At 40.9% G+C, this 17,174-nt stretch carries 18 protein-coding genes; 9 read left to right on the top strand and 9 right to left on the bottom strand.

Going from position 1 to position 17,174, the window contains the following annotated elements; translation table 11 throughout:
• Window positions 1-351 precede the first annotated feature (351 nt).
• From ACE01U_RS02705 to craA, 5 genes are all read left to right on the top strand, one after another.
• Window positions 352-1,761 (top strand): FAD-binding oxidoreductase, encoded by a 1,410-nt coding sequence (locus ACE01U_RS02705; protein WP_086209010.1) that lies wholly within the window; start codon window positions 352-354, stop codon window positions 1,759-1,761.
• A gap of 141 nt (window positions 1,762-1,902) precedes the next feature.
• A complete protein-coding gene (locus tag ACE01U_RS02700) occupies window positions 1,903-2,274 on the top strand; it encodes a hypothetical protein (RefSeq protein ID WP_078389157.1) in 372 nt (123 codons plus the stop codon).
• Between the two features lie 94 nt (window positions 2,275-2,368).
• Window positions 2,369-3,850, top strand: coding sequence for an AbiH family protein (locus tag ACE01U_RS02695; RefSeq protein ID WP_395553387.1), 1,482 nt, complete (start codon window positions 2,369-2,371; stop codon window positions 3,848-3,850).
• A gap of 87 nt (window positions 3,851-3,937) precedes the next feature.
• The gene (locus ACE01U_RS02690) at window positions 3,938-4,828 is read left to right on the top strand and encodes a pirin family protein (protein ID WP_395553380.1); all 891 of its coding nucleotides are present in this window, start codon (window positions 3,938-3,940) and stop codon (window positions 4,826-4,828) included.
• 249 nt (window positions 4,829-5,077) lie between these two features.
• On the top strand, window positions 5,078-6,307 hold the full coding sequence (gene craA / locus ACE01U_RS02685) for a chloramphenicol efflux MFS transporter CraA (RefSeq protein WP_086209007.1): 1,230 nt from the start codon (window positions 5,078-5,080) through the stop codon (window positions 6,305-6,307).
• A 124-nt stretch (window positions 6,308-6,431) separates the two neighbouring features.
• Here the strand turns inward: craA and ACE01U_RS02680 are convergent, their stop codons facing one another.
• From ACE01U_RS02680 to ACE01U_RS02660, 5 genes are all read right to left on the bottom strand, one after another.
• Complete coding sequence (locus tag ACE01U_RS02680; RefSeq protein ID WP_004977999.1) at window positions 6,432-6,731, bottom strand: DUF3817 domain-containing protein; 300 nt, start codon at window positions 6,729-6,731, stop codon at window positions 6,432-6,434.
• A gap of 114 nt (window positions 6,732-6,845) precedes the next feature.
• Window positions 6,846-8,996 (bottom strand): YccS family putative transporter, encoded by a 2,151-nt coding sequence (gene yccS, locus ACE01U_RS02675; RefSeq protein WP_395553374.1) that lies wholly within the window; start codon window positions 8,994-8,996, stop codon window positions 6,846-6,848.
• 218 nt (window positions 8,997-9,214) lie between these two features.
• Window positions 9,215-9,766 (bottom strand): superoxide dismutase family protein, encoded by a 552-nt coding sequence (sodC, locus tag ACE01U_RS02670; RefSeq protein ID WP_086209006.1) that lies wholly within the window; start codon window positions 9,764-9,766, stop codon window positions 9,215-9,217.
• 144 nt (window positions 9,767-9,910) lie between these two features.
• Window positions 9,911-11,032, bottom strand: coding sequence for an AI-2E family transporter (locus ACE01U_RS02665; protein WP_395553360.1), 1,122 nt, complete (start codon window positions 11,030-11,032; stop codon window positions 9,911-9,913).
• A 137-nt stretch (window positions 11,033-11,169) separates the two neighbouring features.
• On the bottom strand, window positions 11,170-11,814 hold the full coding sequence (locus tag ACE01U_RS02660) for a ParA family protein (RefSeq protein ID WP_395553355.1): 645 nt from the start codon (window positions 11,812-11,814) through the stop codon (window positions 11,170-11,172).
• Window positions 11,815-11,937: 123 nt separating this feature from the next.
• Here ACE01U_RS02660 and ACE01U_RS02655 point away from each other — a divergent pair, with 123 nt between their 5' ends.
• Entirely contained in the window at window positions 11,938-12,411 is a 474-nt protein-coding gene (locus ACE01U_RS02655; protein WP_110974044.1) for a Holliday junction resolvase-like protein, read from the top strand.
• A 73-nt stretch (window positions 12,412-12,484) separates the two neighbouring features.
• Here the strand turns inward: ACE01U_RS02655 and ACE01U_RS02650 are convergent, their stop codons facing one another.
• Window positions 12,485-13,111 (bottom strand): class I SAM-dependent methyltransferase, encoded by a 627-nt coding sequence (locus tag ACE01U_RS02650; protein WP_395553331.1) that lies wholly within the window; start codon window positions 13,109-13,111, stop codon window positions 12,485-12,487.
• Window positions 13,112-13,285: 174 nt separating this feature from the next.
• Between ACE01U_RS02650 and ACE01U_RS02645 the strand changes: the two genes are divergently transcribed.
• Window positions 13,286-13,846: a hypothetical protein gene (locus ACE01U_RS02645; RefSeq protein ID WP_086209001.1), complete on the top strand. Its 561-nt coding sequence runs from the start codon at window positions 13,286-13,288 to the stop codon at window positions 13,844-13,846.
• Between the two features lie 188 nt (window positions 13,847-14,034).
• Here ACE01U_RS02645 and ACE01U_RS02640 read toward each other — a convergent pair whose 3' ends face one another.
• Window positions 14,035-14,367: a HopJ type III effector protein gene (locus tag ACE01U_RS02640; protein WP_086209000.1), complete on the bottom strand. Its 333-nt coding sequence runs from the start codon at window positions 14,365-14,367 to the stop codon at window positions 14,035-14,037.
• Window positions 14,368-14,588: 221 nt separating this feature from the next.
• Here ACE01U_RS02640 and crcB point away from each other — a divergent pair, with 221 nt between their 5' ends.
• Complete coding sequence (crcB, locus tag ACE01U_RS02635; RefSeq protein ID WP_291374280.1) at window positions 14,589-14,966, top strand: fluoride efflux transporter CrcB; 378 nt, start codon at window positions 14,589-14,591, stop codon at window positions 14,964-14,966.
• A 117-nt stretch (window positions 14,967-15,083) separates the two neighbouring features.
• On the opposite strand, the gene ACE01U_RS02630 is transcribed toward crcB, so the two are convergent.
• Window positions 15,084-15,338, bottom strand: a complete 255-nt coding sequence (locus ACE01U_RS02630; protein WP_086208998.1) for a type B 50S ribosomal protein L31 — start codon at window positions 15,336-15,338, stop codon at window positions 15,084-15,086.
• A 133-nt stretch (window positions 15,339-15,471) separates the two neighbouring features.
• Window positions 15,472-16,770 carry an ABC1 kinase family protein gene (locus ACE01U_RS02625; RefSeq protein WP_395553309.1) on the bottom strand — a complete coding sequence of 433 codons (1,299 nt, stop codon included), beginning with the start codon at window positions 16,768-16,770 and terminating at the stop codon, window positions 15,472-15,474.
• A 193-nt stretch (window positions 16,771-16,963) separates the two neighbouring features.
• Here ACE01U_RS02625 and ACE01U_RS02620 point away from each other — a divergent pair, with 193 nt between their 5' ends.
• On the top strand, window positions 16,964-17,173 hold the full coding sequence (locus ACE01U_RS02620) for a DUF1737 domain-containing protein (protein WP_086208996.1): 210 nt from the start codon (window positions 16,964-16,966) through the stop codon (window positions 17,171-17,173).
• The last annotated feature ends 1 nt before the right edge of the window (window position 17,174 follow it).

Raw genomic sequence — 17,174 nt, 5'->3', positions numbered from 1 at the left:
CAAAGGCCAAATTTAGTGGCGATATAATAGCACGTACCGCGCTCGATATACATTTCCTTTATACAGACTCTATTGGGTATTTTTAGTCGCTATAGTGCGTAAAAAAGGCTTTTTGGTCTAATTAAATTAATCATTTCAAAGGTATCCTGAATAAAACAGCTTTTTCTGCGGGAAACAGAAAAAATGCCTTATAATATGACTCCGTGAAAATAACTCAGTTGCGCACTGCTACTGAAATCCTCACGAACTGCCTAAGCTTTAGGGTATGCAAAGACTGAAATCAAACACTTTCCCTGCATAGAACCCTAGCGCCACAAACAACTTGTTTACTTCTTGCAAGGTCTGAAAACGATGAATGCTCCAGTCGCTTTAACCCCAGAGTTATTGACCCAATTGACAGCAATTGTAGGTGAAAACCGCATTAAAACCGATGCGGATAGCCTTGAAAATTGGGGACGCGATCATACCAAACATTTTGATCCAAACCCGTCAGTCATCGTTTTTCCATCGAGCACAGAACAAGTGCAAGCGGTTGTAAAACTTGCAAATGAGTTTAATGTTGCAATTACACCATCGGGTGGTCGTACTGGCTTATCTGCCGGTGCAGTCGCTGCCAATGGTGAAATTGTGGTGAGCATGGACAAGATGAACCAAATCTTGGAATTCTTTCCAGCAGACCGTATGGTTCGTGTCCAAGCAGGTGTGGTGACTGAACAGCTACAAAACTATGCGGAAGAGCAAGGCATGTACTACCCAGTAGATTTTGCTTCTGCGGGTTCGAGTCAAATTGGTGGAAACATTGGCACCAATGCTGGCGGTATCAAAGTCATTAAATACGGCATGACGCGTAACTGGGTACTCGGTTTAACTGTAGTCACAGGTAAGGGTGATGTGCTGCGTCTAAACAAAGGCATGATCAAAAACGCAACGGGTTATGCACTACAACATTTGTTCATTGGTGGTGAAGGGACACTGGGCTTAGTGACTGAAGCAGAAATCAAACTGGAACGCCAACCGCAAGACCTTCAAGTAATGGTATTGGGTGTACCTGATTTTGATGCTGTAATGCCTGTATTGCATGCTTTCCAAGCCAAAATTGACCTGACTGCATTTGAGTTCTTTGGTGAACTGGCAATGCAAAAAGTGTTGGCAAATGGTCATGTGCAACGTCCATTCGAAACCGAATGTCCATTCTATGTATTGTTAGAATTTGAAGCGCCATTTGAGCCAATTATGGACAAGGCGATGGAAATTTTTGAGCACTGTATGGAACAAGGTTGGGTACTAGATGGCGTGTTGAGCCAAAGCCTCGATCAAGTGGAAAGCTTATGGCGTTTACGTGAAGACATTTCTGAGTCAATTGCACCATTTACACCGTACAAAAACGATATTTCAGTTCTGATTACGCATGTACCTGCATTTATTAAAGAAATTGATGCGATTGTGGCAAGCAACTACCCAGACTTTGAAATCTGTTGGTTTGGCCATATTGGTGACGGGAACTTACACTTAAATATTTTAAAACCTGCGGACTTAAGCAAGGATGAGTTCTTTGCCAAATGTCAGGTGGTGAATAAATATGTCTTTGAAACCGTGAAAAAATACGACGGTTCAATTTCTGCTGAGCACGGTGTCGGTATGACCAAAAAGCCATACCTTGACTACACCCGTTCGGCGGAAGAGATTGAATATATGAAAGCCTTGAAGCAAGTTTTCGATCCAAACGGGATTATGAATCCAGGTAAATTATTCGACCTTTAAGTTCGAATTGGGTTTTAAAAGCGCATCCATGGTGATGCGCTTTTTTTATGGTTGATGGGACTGAATTACATTTACTAAATAGTGTAATGGTCACAAAAAAGGCATGATGGACTGATAAATAATGAATTTTGGGTGGGATTTATGTTGCGTCTTATTTTAGCTTCAGCCGTATGTGTGGGATTATTGTCAGGCTGTGCGACGACGAAAGAGTTAGTCAATAAAGTGGGCTCGTCAGATACGCCATTGGCTCAGGTACTCAAAGAGCGTCCAGATTTGCGTAATGAGTTGGCTACGGTTGAAATCCGTCAATACTTTAATACAGTGGAGTCCCCGACTGCGGCAGAAGTCAAAGTGACTGAAACAGGTTTGTTAGATGATTCAGTAAAGTCGGTGCGTACCGTGTATAACTTTAAGTTGGTCGATGGCGACTGGGAAAAAACTGCGACGAAAACCTCTTACCAATGTGCGCGTGGTAAAAATACCAAGAACTTCCAAACAGCGAAGTGTGCATAATAAATCTTTGATTTATGGTTGAAATGTAGGCAATTTTGCCTCATAAAAAGCGTATCGGTTGATGCGCTTTTTTGTTTTTTGGGGTTTTATAAAAATGAATATTTTGATTGTTGGGAACGGTTTTGATCTGTCGCATTATTTGCCGACGAAGTACGATCATTTTATGGATGTAATGGGGGCAATTGAGGCAAAAGATACAGGTGGTCTGCCCAAAAACTTAGCAGAAAAGAGTATTGATGAATGGCTTAATTTGTTAGAAAAAACTTTTCAGAAGCGTGAGGGTATAGCATCGCCACCATACGATATGGCATTTGATGAATTGTTTTCTAAAACACGCGATCCAAAGTTTATAGAAAAGACAAAAGAGTTTTATTTAACTGAAAGTGTTGAAATTTGTGCAAAAGATGTTTTAGAACTTCAATACCGTTTGGAGTTAAATTGTTGGTATCAATATTTTAAAAATCATGTTGAGGAAATAAAAACTTGGATTGATTTTGAGCAAAAGATTGAGGATGTCCTTAAGGTATTTGGAAGGAAAGTTGTTGAAATAGAAACTTTAGATTCAAAAGAGACAATAATTAATTATTTTAATGGAACCAACGATTCGATGGCTTGTATCAGCACAATTGAACTAAAGGCTCTTAATTTTTTTGAATTAACAGTTAAAGAAAATATGTGCAGAGTTTTATCAAGAACACGAGATGGTAAACCATTTCAAACTAGTACTGGGTCCTTTATAAGTCTTAATAAGAGGTTTTGTATTGGAGATGATTTACAAAATGGTTTTAATCCTAGTAAATTTCTAGATTTTTTAAATAAACAATTAGAAGACTTTATAAAGATATTTAATTTTTATTTGGAGTTGGTTGTTAAGAAACTTGAACATAGGACTACGTTTGAGATTTTAGTAAAATCTAATTCCTTTTTTGAGAAAAATGAAAATGATTGGATTAAGCCAGATTTAATTTATTCATTTAATTATACTAATACCTACCAAAGGATTTATGGCTCTATAGGAGTAGAATATTTACATGGTTTTCATGGTGAAAATCAAAATATCGTTTTAGGGGTGGCTGATTTAAAAAGTGATTCTTTAAAAATGATAAAAGCGTATGGATTTACTAAATACCACCAAAAGCTTTTTAAAGATACGGATTATTTATTCTTAGATGTTTTTAAGGAGAAAGTTAAGATTCATAAAAGAAAGATTGAATATTTTGAGAAAGATTTTGGAGACAACGACCCAACAGCAAAGAAGTTTGAACGACAAAAAATAATGGAAGTTGAAGGTAAACTTAATTTGAATATCAGTATTTGGGGACATTCCCTAGATGTTTCTGATCAAGATTACATTCTCGATTTATTTAGTTTAAATGACGATATAGATCGAAATGTTCGTGTTACAGTCTATTACTTTGATAAAACTGCAAAATTTTCATTACTCAATAATTTGTTGGCTATCTTGAGTAAAGACAAAGTTGAGCAATGGATGAAAAATAAATGGCTTTGCTTTAAGCCTAATCCAGCAATTAAATTTCTCGCTCAAAAGAGCTCAAATGTAGATCAAGCATCCTAATTTTACAACACTGCAACTCATCTAGCCTATCGAACGGGGCTGTTTGCTAGGCTATGATCAAATTATTCAAATGATAAGCAGAATAAAATGAAAACTCTTGCCTTTATTCACTCAGAAAGTACACGTACGGCTGTAGGCGACTTTGCCCCAGTCATCTCCGTATTTTCACACTATGAACTAGGGAACTCGGTTTCACCTTTTCTATTGCTCGATCATATCGGCCCGAGTTATTTACAGCCGACCCACTTAAAAAAAGGCGTGAGTGAACATCCGCATCGTGGCTTTGAAACCGTGACCATCGTTTATCAAGGTGAGCTTACCCATCAGGACTCTACAGGCGGTGGCGGTGTGATTGGCGCAGGGGATGTACAGTGGATGACGGCAGGGGCTGGGGTACTGCACGAAGAAGTATTTAGTGAGGCATTTTCCAAAACAGGTGGGGCATTTGAAATGATCCAACTGTGGGTCAATTTGCCTGCCAAAGACAAAATGAATCCTGCACGTTATCAGCACTTGAGTCGTACCATGATTCCAGAACTGGAACTCGCGCAAGCTCAAGGAAAGGTCAGGGTGATTGCAGAGACGTATGAAAACCAGACAGGGCCTGCTCAAACACATAGCCCTATGACCGTGTTGGATGTGCAACTCACAGCAGGGATGAAAACGGTTTTACCCGCATTGGAAGGCGAAACGACACTACTGTATATCCGTAGTGGTCGCATTCAGCTTTATAGTGGCGAAATTGTTGAAGCACAGCAGATGGCAGTCATGTCCAATCATGGCGAGCACTTTGAAATAAAAGCGGTACAAGACAGTGCTTTTTTATTACTCAGTGGGAAGCCTTTAAATGAACCGATTTATGGACGAGGTTATTTTGTCATGAACACCTTCACTGAAGTTTTACAGGCATATGAGGACTTAAAACAAGGGCATTTTATTGCACCTCGCATGAAATCCAATGTGACAGATGAAACTTAAAAAAGTAACAATACAAACAGATGCAACACTGCTAAAATAGTTTAACTGAGCTTTGTCGGTGTCACCGCTCAGTCTATTTTAATAACACCTTTTCTAAAAACGCTTTGTGAATACAGCGTAAAACCAGTGTGCATTTCTCGCACCCATTACATTTTTTATTCAATTTTACAGTGCTTGCCATTGGGCTTAGTCGTCTCTCCCTCCAACGGACTTCGCTCAGGCTTGTACGCATTTTATATGTAGATAACAATGCAAAACGTACAAACTTTAAAGTTAAGCCGTGCCACATTGATGTTTCCTTTGGCATTGGTTTTATTCGAATTTTCGGTCTATATCGGTAATGATTTAGTCCAACCTGCCATGCTCGCCATTACCCAAGATTTTGGGGTCAGCAGTGCATGGGCACCATCGTCCATGTCTTTTTATTTATTGGGCGGTGCCTGTGTCGCGTGGCTGCTTGGGCCGCTTTCAGACCGTTTAGGCCGTAAAAAAGTGCTGCTCTCGGGTGTGGCATTTTTTGTGCTGACCTGCCTTGCAATTTTACTCACTCAAAATATTGAGTCTTTTTTGGCACTCCGCTTTTTACAAGGTGTGGGGCTGTCGATGATTTCTGCGGTGGGTTATGCCGCAGTACAGGAAAGTTTTGAAGAGCGTGATGCTATTAAGGTCATGGCTCTTATGGCGAATATTTCTTTGCTAGCACCGTTACTTGGTCCTGTGGTCGGGGCATTTATGATTGACCATGTGTCATGGCATTGGGGTTTTATTGGCATCGCCTTTTTGGCTTTTTTAAGTTGGTTTGGTTTAAAAGCCAAAATGCCTGCGACACAGCACAGTATTCCTAAAAAGCCACTACGTTATATATGGGATGATTATAAAACGGTCTATAAAAATAAGACTTTTTTGGCGCTCACCTTTGGTTTGCCTATGGTGGCCATGCCATTGATGTTGTGGATTGCACTGTCACCCGTAATCTTGGTCGAGGAACTTGGCTTGAGCAGTATGCAATATGGCTTGGCGCAGTTCCCTGTCTTGGGTGGTCTCATTCTAGGTAATATTGTGCTGATTAAAGTCATCGACAAAATGGCACTGGGTAAAACCGTGTTACTCGGTTTGCCCTTGATGTTCATCGGTACGCTGTTGGTGGTGCTCGGCACGATTTTCCAAAGCTATTTCTTACCGTTACTGATTGTGGGGATGACTTTGGTGAGCTTTGGCGAAGGTATTAGTTTTTCAGTGTTATACCGCTTTGCGTTGATGTCATCTGAAGTGTCCAAAGGGACAGTTGCCGCAGCCGTTTCGGTCCTGATGATGTTTACGTTTTTCTTCGTGATTGAACTGGTGCGTATGGCGTATGTGGAATTTGGTCTTTGGGCTTATAGTTTGGTCTGCCTCAGTTTAATTACCCTGTGGTTTAGTTTTCCACGTGCGACCGTGAAGAAGGTGATACAAAGCCGTCTTGAGAGCGGTGTCTACTAAGATTTTATTCGCTGAATTTAGCGAAGTTCTCATCAAAAAAGCGCCCATTCAGATGAATAGGCGCTTTTTTATTATGGCTTTAAATAATCCTTTTAAAGCCAGTATTTAAAAATGGTATTAAAACTCAGGCTTCCGCTTGCTCAGGTTCTAGTTTTTTAATTTTGGCATCAAATACAAAAGGCCCAAAGGGTAGAATGGATGCGATCAAACCGAGTATAAACATCTTCAAAGACCACTTTTGCTTTTCACATACTACAAACAGCACAATGAGAAACAGGATAAATAATACGCCATGCCCCATACCGACATATTTGACTAGGATCGGGTTATCAAAGATGTATTTCATTGGCATCGCAACGAATAACAACAGTAAAAAAGAAATCCCTTCTAAAAATCCTACAACACGTAATGTCTGAATGTTCATGGTCAAAAAATCTATGAGAATGAAGCTTGAGTGTACGCAAGAACCAGATAAAAATGAACCACAATACACCCGTACGTCATGAACCGTTTAAAGATCGTCGTTGTGCAGTCCATTTTATTTAATATCTCGGGAGAGTAGTTCAGTTTTTAACTTCAGCAATTCGGGCAAGGTTTCCAGTAATAGACTGATTTGTTTGAGGACCAAGTGCAAGTGCTGACTCATTGTTTCTTGTGTATTTAAGCGTTTAATCTCTGCCAGTTTCTGTTGAATCTCTCGCTCGGGTAAGGTCTTATGCTGCAGTAGTACGTCATTCAGCGTGCTTTTACACCAGAGCATGAGTTCCAGTACTTGGTTGTCTTGTACCAGTTCACGATGGCTGCCCAAAGCAGAAATATAGCTGAGTTGACTGTGGCTATATACCAAGTAGCGAAAAGCATGGTGTATCAGTTCTGGATTTGGATTCGGTTCAGTACTGAGACTAGAAATCATGCTTGCAAGTTCAGTTTGGGCATTGTGTGCAGCACGCCGTGCTCCGCGATAAGCCATGCTATTGTTTTTGCCCTGCTGGTACTGTTCACAAATGGCATCAAAATAGTTGAGGGTGCTATCAGAAGCTTTTTTTATGGTGTTGGAAATATTACGAAAGTCCCAATCAGGCCAGATGAAACTGACCGCGAACCACGCAATGGCGCAACCCATTAGAGTATCCATGATCCTCGGTAAAATAATGGCATAGCCTGCACCTTTTAAATTAAAAATCAGCAGTACCATGAGTGTTGCCATTAGAGTTGCCATGGCATATTTTTTAGAGCTGAGATAGAAAAAGCACACCCCAAAAATGATGGTCAGCAGTAATTGCCCTTCAATACTCGGTACGAAATACAGCAGAGGAATACCTAACATCACCCCTAAAATGGTGCCCAAGGTTCGCATTTTTAAGCGACTTTTGGTGGCGAAATAACGCATTTGGCAGACAAATAAGCCCGTCAATAAAATCCAGTAGCCGTGTTGGGCAAAAGGCAGAAGAGAAATGCCATAACCCACAGCAAAGACAAAGGCGATACGTACCGCATGTCGAAACAGTGCCGACTGCGGGGTGAGATGTTGGCTGAGTTTGAGCCACAGATCGTGCCAACCATGAATATCATCATCGTATAAGTTGAGGTTGTCGATGTGTTCTTGATAGCGTTGCTCTTGGCGTAATTGCAGTTCATTTAAGTGTTGAAAGCGTTCATGCACATTGTCTAAGTTATTTAAAATCAGTTGTAGATTTTTGACTTCAATATTATGTGGATTGTCTCGAATCCAGTCTTGCATGGAACTGTGTAAATTCAGCAATGCTTGATTCGTATTGGGATCTGACACATAGATTTGATTGCTGAGAATACAGCGTGCCAATGCCTGACAGGCAAGGGCCTGCAGCCGAATATTTTTTTGAATACGGAAAATAAGATCTGTACGGCTGAAGTTCTGATGTAGCTGTTCATAGTGTAAATAATTAGAGCTGGCTTGCTCATGAATGTCTTGAGCCAGAAAGTATAAATTCAGCCAATAAATCGTCTTTTGGTTGGCGCGTGAGGCCTTTAGTCGAGTGAGCAGCGAACTTTTGGTGCTATTAAAGCTTTGAATAATTGTGCTGTTTTGTAAGGATAAGTCGTAGAGTAATGCTTCAACATTGTTTTGATTATCAGGGTCAAACAAACGTGCTTTGGCATTGAGTAAATCTGCAATTTGCTTAAAACAGCGTGCTAGATTGTCCTGAACGGCCAAAGTTGGTTTTAGCAGATAAAACACAATGGCGGTACAGCCATACCACAATGCGCCCAAGACAAAACAACTAGGTTGAAAGTACCAAACCGAATATTCTCCTAAGCCAAACATGCTGTATAAGGAGAGTAAAATGGTGCCAAAGCTCATCGCTGCATAGCGTTGTCCAAGTGCCCCCAGTAAGATAAAACAAGCACTAGAAAGCGATAAGTAAATGATGAATATGAATTTATAGGGATGCAGGAAATCTAAAATACTGCTGACACTAAAGAACAGCACGCAGACATAGACTAGGTTTCTGAGACGAATACTAAGTCGGTCATCGAAGTCAGTTAAGGCAGTTGCAATCGCACCTAAAGTCGTCGGTACGATCAGTTGTTCCAGTCCTAAAAAGTAGAGCCCTAAGGTTGTACCACTCAGCACGATAAAAATTTGCAGGCAATACATAAAAATTGCATTGGACTGAAAAGATTGAAACCACTGGCGAAAATTATTCACGATGTAATTGTCTAGGCTTGATTTTATTTTGCTTTTAGCCTGAACGTTTTTTAGCATACTGTCAATTTAATGCGATTGAACATCACATGAAAAAGAGAGTAAAAAGCGATAAAAACACAGCAGAAAATTCATCTGCTGTGCTATGTGTATAAGTCAGAACTTATCCACAGAAACGAAGATGAAGCACTTTTTGTTTACATGCTAAGGATGCGATAGATTTATTGAATTACACCACAGGCGATACGATCGCCACCACCGCCGAGTGGTTTAGGACTATCTGAGTAGTTGTCGCCACCTGCATGCACCATCACCGCTAAACCTTGTATGTTTGCTAAACTCAAACGAGGTGCAAGTAAATTGACTTTCGCATTACCTGCTGAGTCGACATTCAAGATGGGTAAATCACCCAGATGACCGTTGAGCGGTGTACCGTGGTTGGGTGCTTTTTCGGGGTTAAAATGTCCGCCAGCAGCTAAAGCTGCAACTGGTTTCCCTTCTTTTTCAGCCACATCACATGAGCCTTTTTCATGGATGTGAAAACCATGTGGGCCCGGCGGAAGCTGGCTTAAATTGGTTTGAATAACTAGGCCAGCAGGGCTGTCAGTAAAACGAATGGTACCAATTTTTTGTCCCACACCTGCAGTTGAAACCGCATGAACATCGACATTTTTGACCATCGTGTTACTTTCAGTTGGAGTCGTGCTACATGCCACAGTCCCTAAACCAATCAACGCCATGAGCGCACTTAGTTTTAAAGTAGAAGACAACATATTAGATCCTTTTTCCTTAAAATTCAGAACCATTCAAACAAAGGCAAGGCTTGGGTTCAATGTTCTCCGTACAGTGTTTTTGTATCTGACATAAAAAAACGCATGCTCTCGGTGAAAGTATGCGTTTAAGTTATTTCACTAAAGTTATTTTTTTGGCGTGTCCAGTGGCTCTTCAGGTGGATCATAAGCCAATGTCGCTTTCGGCATCATCATGGGTTCATTGACCTGCTCATGCAACCATTCACGCCAAATAGCTAACAGCACGGCTAGGATCACAGGGCCAATAAATAAACCGATCATACCAAAGCTGGCTAAACCACCTAGCACACCAAACATGATGAGCAAGAATGGAATTTGAGTTGCACCTGAGATCACCAATGGGCGAATCACATTGTCCGCTGTACTCACGACACAAACACCCCAAGCCATCACACCTATAGCCTCAATGGTTTGACCTTGTGAGAACAACCACAGTGATACGGCACTATAAGCGACAGGAGGGCCAAATGGAATCAACGCAAATAAGAAGGTAACAATGGTGAGTACCATTGGATTTGGAACACCTGCAACAAAGTAACTAATGCCTGCCAAGAGTGCTTGAGCAACAGCTGTAAGCCCTACACCATACAGCACGGCGCGTGTTGTTTCAGAAATGGTATCTAAATAGTGGTGAATACGTGGTCCAATCACCATTTCAAGTGCCTTGCTAACCTGACTTAAAATGGTTTGTCCATCACGGTAGAAAAAGAATAAAGACATGACTGCAAAGCAGAGTTTGAAAATATTTTTACTGATTTCACTGAGAACTAAACGACCATAGCTTAAGTGGCTTTGGAACCAACCTGAAACATTTTGTACGATGCTATTGGGGTCAGTATTGATTTCTTTTAAGGTCCGTGTGACTTCCTTACCGATAAAAGGTAAGTCACGGATAAATTGAGGCACATCTAAGTGACCAGAAAAGACCTGTTTTTGTAATTCGTAAAATAAGCTCCGACCTTCGTGTTGCAGCATAAAGATTGCAAAGGTCAATGGAATTCCGACCACCAATATAACCATGCTGATCATAATGGTTGCACTTAAAGTCGGACGCGGTCCACAGAGCTTCTGCACGGAGTGATATAAAGGCCATGTGATATAGGCAATAATCGCAGCCCAAAGCACAGGTACAATAAAGTATTTCAGGACTTGAAAGCTCAAATAGAACAGAATAAAAATCAGTCCAAATAACAATACTTTTTGTAAGGCTGGTGCGTATCGTTGCACGGTATTCACTGCTATATCTCTAAGGTCAAAGTCATATTAACTGAAAAAAATGTGAACGAGAATGTACCCTTGGTAAGTTCTCGTGAATTACTGAACATAAAAGCAGAGTTCATTGGCTTATCTTTATCTTCAATGCCTTAGAACCATGCACTTGGATCATCGACAATTGCATTGAGCAAAGGTTGCCATTGGCTTTGGATGGTTAAATAATTTTTTTGTGTTTTATCAAATATGCTTAAGCCTTGCATTGCCAATTGACCATACGCGGTACGCTCAGAAATCCATGCGATCGGTTGCTGTTCAATCTTTTCAAAAAAGTCTTGAATGTCTTTGGCACTGGCGCTGTTGGCTCTGACCCGATTGGCTAAAAGGAGAATTTGAACTTTACCTTTACGGATACGTTTAATCTCTTGCAAGTGTTTTAAAAAACGTCGTGTACTGTCAATATCAAAAAATGAAGGTTGCAGTGGGGTCACAATAGCATGTGCTTCACTCACCAGTTGTTCCGCATGTTCACCAGACAGTGCGCCTGGTGCATCAATAATTAAATATTCAATATTTTTAGGGACTTCACCAATTGATTTTTCATGACGCCAATCCAAACTTTCAATATGTGCTACGTGGTCAGGGCGTTGTTTTAACCACTGACGGGCAGACTTTTGATTATCAGCATCGGCCAATGCGACCTTATAACCTTTCTGTGCAAGTGCTGACGCTAAATTAATTGCGGTTATCGTTTTGCCACAGCCACCTTTTTGGTTTGCAATTAATATCGTTTTCATGACCTTAAATGATTTTATTCTGCTCATCCCTAGCATATCATTCTTTTGTGTGCTGGATATGACACATGACCAAAGTTATAAGCTTAAATCTTGCTAGCAGTAGCACAAAATTAGGAAAAAACCATGTCCATATGGATGGCAATGTTGATCGGTGCAGTAATTGGTGTGGTCTTGACCACCCTTATTTTAAGTCACAGCCGAAATGGACGCATCAAAGCAGAATATGAGCGCTACATTGCCGAATTAGAATTAGAGCATCAGCAGGCTTTGGCTCAAGCACAAAAGCGCAGTGTCAATACCAGTCGTGCAGTGTTGAAAGGCAAAATGGCAGAGCAACTGGCACCGATTATGCCGCAGTTTGAATACTTACCCAGTGATGCTAAATTTTTGGGAGATCCTGTCGACTATGTGGTGTTTGATGGTTATACCGACCTGCGTGATGGTGAGGGGAAAGCGGAAGATATTGAAATTGTGCTTATTGATATTAAAAGCGGTGGGGCGAGGCTGACCAAAGGACAAGTGGCCATTGCGCAAGCGATTCAAGCAGGGCGAGTTCGTTTTGAAACGGTCCGCATCGACTTTGATACGACGGAATAAGCCAAGTAGCAACAAACATGTCCATTCAATTGAACAACTTCAAATACAGCATGATATGAATATTGCGATTATCTTAATTGGTTTTTTGCGCACGAGCAAAGTACATCAGTTGTCCGAGTTTCGGGATTCCCTCAGCATAAAAGTAGTGTTGTTCTATCACATTAAATCCTGCTGCTTTTAAGGACTGTTCAATATTTCGATTGAGATGGCAGCCATCCGCTAAACGCTTTTGCACAGGCGTGAGTAAGTGTTGTAGGCGCTGAATATACAGATTATTGGTGTTTAACACATGCTCCACTACATGTAAGGTACCGCCGGGTTTGAGCACGCGTAATATTTCTAGCAAAGCCTGTTCTAGCTCTGCAATACTACACAGCGTCCACGTACTGACTACATGTTCAAGGCTGTGGTCAGCAAAAGGTAGCTTTTCTGCCCGTGCTTGTAAGTGATGTACTTCAAACGGGGCCGCCTGTACCCGCTCTACAGCCAAATGATAAATTTCAGGGCTGGGTTCAAGGGCATAGAGCGTATCGACATTTTGATAAAAAGGCAGATTCAGCCCTGTACCAAAACCAATTTCCAATACCTCTCCTTGAATCGGTAAAAGTAGTTCACGGCGCTTGTCCATTAAACTGGGCACTTGCATGACCTGATTTAATACATGTGGAAAAATGTGTTGTTGATAATATTTATAAAGCATGAGCGAATGAATCTTTTTTTATTGTTGATTAGCCTAACTGAAAAATGCTCTAGCTAAAAGTAGACTGCATAATTCGTTCACAATGTTACTAAGTTCATAAGCTTTTTTTCAGGAAACTGGACTAAGATGAAAATTGATTCATATTTTCCTAGGTTGATGGGAATGAGGTTTGCAATGAAATCTAAATTTATCTTACTCAGTTTACTCTCAAGTTTACTGTTGCCGATTAGTGCCAGTGCCACTGTAGATTACAACATTGCTAAAGGTCTTGCACCAGCCTCAAAGGATCAATCTATTTCTGTGTTGAAACCGTTTAAAGGGGATTTTCGAATTTTGGGTTCAAAGACCTATTCGGAAGATGAGCAAGCCAAATTTTCACCGATAGACTATGCAGTGAGTTGGGGGTTATTTGCTGAGCCTGAAATTGCACGACATATTACTGTGAACCAATACGACCGTTATCTCAATTGGAAAATTGATCGCCTGCCTGTACCTGCTGAGCAAGCGATGCAGATGGTTTCGAATATGCACATCATTCCAGCTAACCCTGAAATTGCGAAACAAATTAAACATGTAAAACGTGGTGACTTGGTTCGTTTAAAAGGTGATTTGGTTGAAATCAAAGATAAAGATCTAGTCTGGACGTCTTCTTTAACCCCAACCGATACTGGCGATGGCGCTTGTGAAGTCTTTCGTGTCAGCTCAATCCAATGGATTGAACGGGTGAAGGGATAAGCGATAAATCAGGTTAAACGAGTTCTTTAGACTATGCTGTTCGACAATATTGTAGGACAGAACAAAGCATATCGTCTTGCTCCACGTGAAACCTATTTAATATATGCTGTAAATGCTTATAGATACTTAATTTTAAACTATTTTATTGATAAACCACGTTCAAATTGTTTGAACGTGGTTTTTTATCTTTATTTTGCGGTTAATGCCGTACCATCAAACGCAATACCATCCCATCCATTCAACATGAACTGACGAATATTTTGATGATCTGTTGCATCAGGTGTCGCTAAAACAGAGGCATAGTGTTCTGCAAATAAACTTAAGGTTTGTGCTTGATCGAGACCTTGAAGCTGTGCAAACGAAAACACTTTGGCACTGCCTTGGTTTTCAGTTGCAGCATTGTGTTGTAAACCATTTTTAAACGCAGTTGGCGTATGTGTATAAGCAGCTTCAATAAAAGCCAGTACATCTGAAAATTTTGCTTCGCCCGTTGCAAGCTGAGCCAATAAGACCTGTGCCATGTGTATATGTCCGATTAAATTTATGCTCACATCATACCCAAAAAGTGTAGGTTTGTGAGTTTTGCATTTGAGAAAACTTTTGAGCTTATTTTAAGAATCGGCTCAAGCTTGAAAAGCCTTGATGTCGGTAGATTGATTCGGGTTTAATAGGTCTAATATTGATGAACTGTGGATAACTTTGGACTTATCCATACAGCTTTTGCGAAAAATAGGGCACTTAAATGAATTGGATCTTGGTGGCTTTGGGCGGTGGAATAGGGGCCTGTTTACGCTATGGTGCAGGCTTATTGCTCTTCAAACCGAATATGAGCTTTCCATGGCCGACGTGGTGGATCAATATTATCGGTTGTTTTACTGCGGGACTATTTTTTGCGCTCAGTCAAAAATATCCAGTACTTCAACAAGAAGCACGTTTATTTTTAATGGTGGGTATATTGGGCGGTTTTACCACTTTCTCAAGTTTTGGTCTCGAAACGTTTCAATTACTGAGACAGGGGCAAATGCTACTCGCTTTGAGTTATGCGTTATCAAGTTTAGTGGTGGGCGTGATTGTACTGGGAATAGGATTCTATTTACTCGACAGCCTTTTTAAGCCTTAAATATTTTAGAGCGTCATTGTCGCAATTGAAGACATAAAAAAAGAAGCCTAAGCTGGAGGAGGTCTTAGGCTTCTTGATATCTTTACTATAACGCGTATAGCTTAAAGAAAAATGAAATTATTGTGAGCGTTTGAAACGCGCGAAACGTTTGTTGAAACTTGCAACACGACCTTCATTACTGGTTTGACGTTGCTCACCCGTATAAAACGGATGTGACGCACTTGAAATATCCAAACTGACATAAGGATACGTTTTACCTTCATGCTCACGGGTCTGGTTACTTTGTAATGTACTACCGATAATGAAAAATGCATCGGCATTGGTGTCGTGAAATAGCACTTCGCGATACTCTGGATGAATATTGGCACGCATACGGCATCTCCTTAAATCTATTATTTTTGAAATGTTATAATATAACAATATTAAAGTCAAAATAAACCCAGTGACTTTATGTAACTGGGTTTATTGGAGTTGAATTGGTTTTGTTCTCAGCTATCGTCATTATTTAAGCTGTGGGCGGTACCAACTCTTCAAACAGATCGTTGAGGTTGTCGTGGACTTTGAGATGAATCAGGTTCCAGTAATGTCCAGACACCGTACGATTGACCATCAGCGTATCGGGGGAAGGTTTAAACACGTCCCAATATTTCAGCGATGGTTTGACCAGTTCAATGCCATCATGATGCGCGGAGTTCTCAGCAAAGTCATACATAGTCGTAAGGGGGCGCATCAGCACCTCTAACCATGCTTCATACAGTTCGGCAGGAAATTTTCCTTGTTCAGACATGGAGTGCAAAGCAGTCAGTTGTTGCTCCATGGCCAAGATATTACTGTCACGCGCTGCTTGAATCAGCTGCTTAAAATGCATCACGATTTCAGTCGATAGGGTTTTGACACCGCCGTAGTCATACACGATCACGCTACCATCTTCACGAAAGGCAAAGTTGCCCGGATGGGGGTCACAGTGAAAGCGCTTTAAAAAGAAAATCTCACGACCAATGGCACGGAATAAACGACGTCCCAGTTCATTACGCGTGTCTTGTGACCACGTACTGGCAGTTTCAATGCTTTCACCTTGTTCCAAGCTTAAGGTCAAAATATGCCGACTTGAATAGTCTTTATAGACTTGAGGAATAATAATCTTAGGGTCTAGGGCCTGATGAAAGGTTCGTGCGACCTCTAAGTTTTGCGCTTCTATTTGATAATTCAGCTCGTTATCCAAACTGTCCTGAATTTCTTTAAAGAGTTGATCTTGTAACTTACGGTCAATTTTGAGCACACCCATTAAGCGGAGTGCTAAACGGACTTGTTTTAAGTCGCTTTCACAGGCTTCTTCTACACCCGGATATTGAACTTTAACTACGACTTGCTCGCCACTCGGTAAAGTGGCTTTATGCACTTGGCCAATGGAGGCTGCGGCAAAGGGTTGTTCTTCAAAGGCTGTAAAAATTTGATTAAGCGGTTTACCCAGTTCTTTTTCTACCTGCGCTTTGATTTCGCTAAATGGCATCGCTGGCGCTTGGCGTTGTAATTTACTAATCGCGCGTGCCACTTCAGGTGGGAAAATGTCTTTGTACTGAGATGCAATTTGCCCAACTTTCATTACAGCACCTTTCATTTCACCTAAGGTATCTGCAATTTGAAGTCCAATGTCCTGAAAAAGCTGACTGCGCGCCGCATTTTTTTTATCTTCATCGGCATTGAAGTTTCTAATTGAATTGGTCACAGTCTTGGTTGCGATACTTGCCGTCATACTGGCAAGTTTCATAAAGCGACGACCGGGCGTACGAGTCGTATTTGCCATGCGATATTCCTCGGGGCATTTTTGTTACATCTCAGATTTGATCATAGGCGACAAATGCAAGACTGCCTACTTTAAATTGTTAAGCTGATGTTTCTATTTAAATAATAGTGGTCAATTGAGTGAATTGCACGCTGGATGTCGCTGCATTTAAAAATCGCGTTACACTGTGCGAAAAATGTTGAGTATGAAATAAATGAAAGTTTATCGTTATTTTACAGGCAAGGATGATGTGCAGTTTTGTGCACGTGTTACCAAAGCACTGAATGAAGGCTATAGCTTGTATGGTTCACCGACCATGACCTTTAATGGCAATGAAGTGATCGTAGGGCAGGTGGTGGTCAAAGAAGTTGAGGATGAAAGCGAAGTACCACAGGGTCTGAAAGATGCTTTGGCACAACTGTAAG

The sequence above is a fragment of the Acinetobacter halobius genome (genome assembly GCF_044130335.1).
Classification (GTDB): domain Bacteria; phylum Pseudomonadota; class Gammaproteobacteria; order Pseudomonadales; family Moraxellaceae; genus Acinetobacter.
This window is presented reverse-complemented; position numbering and strand designations above follow the sequence as displayed.

Excerpts from the sequence above, each read along its gene's own strand:
- ACE01U_RS02625 (WP_395553309.1), bottom strand. The coding sequence starts at position 16,770 with ATGGCAAATACGACTCGTACGCCCGGTCGTCGCTTTATGAAACTTGCC.
- sodC (WP_086209006.1), bottom strand. The coding sequence starts at position 9,766 with ATGTTGTCTTCTACTTTAAAACTAAGTGCGCTCATGGCGTTGATTGGT.
- ACE01U_RS02705 (WP_086209010.1), top strand. The coding sequence starts at position 352 with ATGAATGCTCCAGTCGCTTTAACCCCAGAGTTATTGACCCAATTGACA.
- craA (WP_086209007.1), top strand. The coding sequence starts at position 5,078 with ATGCAAAACGTACAAACTTTAAAGTTAAGCCGTGCCACATTGATGTTT.
- ACE01U_RS02700 (WP_078389157.1), top strand. The coding sequence starts at position 1,903 with ATGTTGCGTCTTATTTTAGCTTCAGCCGTATGTGTGGGATTATTGTCA.
- ACE01U_RS02620 (WP_086208996.1), top strand. The coding sequence starts at position 16,964 with ATGAAAGTTTATCGTTATTTTACAGGCAAGGATGATGTGCAGTTTTGT.
- ACE01U_RS02695 (WP_395553387.1), top strand. The coding sequence starts at position 2,369 with ATGAATATTTTGATTGTTGGGAACGGTTTTGATCTGTCGCATTATTTG.
- ACE01U_RS02645 (WP_086209001.1), top strand. The coding sequence starts at position 13,286 with ATGAAATCTAAATTTATCTTACTCAGTTTACTCTCAAGTTTACTGTTG.
- ACE01U_RS02655 (WP_110974044.1), top strand. The coding sequence starts at position 11,938 with ATGTCCATATGGATGGCAATGTTGATCGGTGCAGTAATTGGTGTGGTC.
- ACE01U_RS02680 (WP_004977999.1), bottom strand. The coding sequence starts at position 6,731 with ATGAACATTCAGACATTACGTGTTGTAGGATTTTTAGAAGGGATTTCT.
- ACE01U_RS02690 (WP_395553380.1), top strand. The coding sequence starts at position 3,938 with ATGAAAACTCTTGCCTTTATTCACTCAGAAAGTACACGTACGGCTGTA.
- ACE01U_RS02640 (WP_086209000.1), bottom strand. The coding sequence starts at position 14,367 with ATGGCACAGGTCTTATTGGCTCAGCTTGCAACGGGCGAAGCAAAATTT.
- ACE01U_RS02630 (WP_086208998.1), bottom strand. The coding sequence starts at position 15,338 with ATGCGTGCCAATATTCATCCAGAGTATCGCGAAGTGCTATTTCACGAC.
- ACE01U_RS02650 (WP_395553331.1), bottom strand. The coding sequence starts at position 13,111 with ATGCTTTATAAATATTATCAACAACACATTTTTCCACATGTATTAAAT.
- ACE01U_RS02660 (WP_395553355.1), bottom strand. The coding sequence starts at position 11,814 with ATGAAAACGATATTAATTGCAAACCAAAAAGGTGGCTGTGGCAAAACG.
- crcB (WP_291374280.1), top strand. The coding sequence starts at position 14,589 with ATGAATTGGATCTTGGTGGCTTTGGGCGGTGGAATAGGGGCCTGTTTA.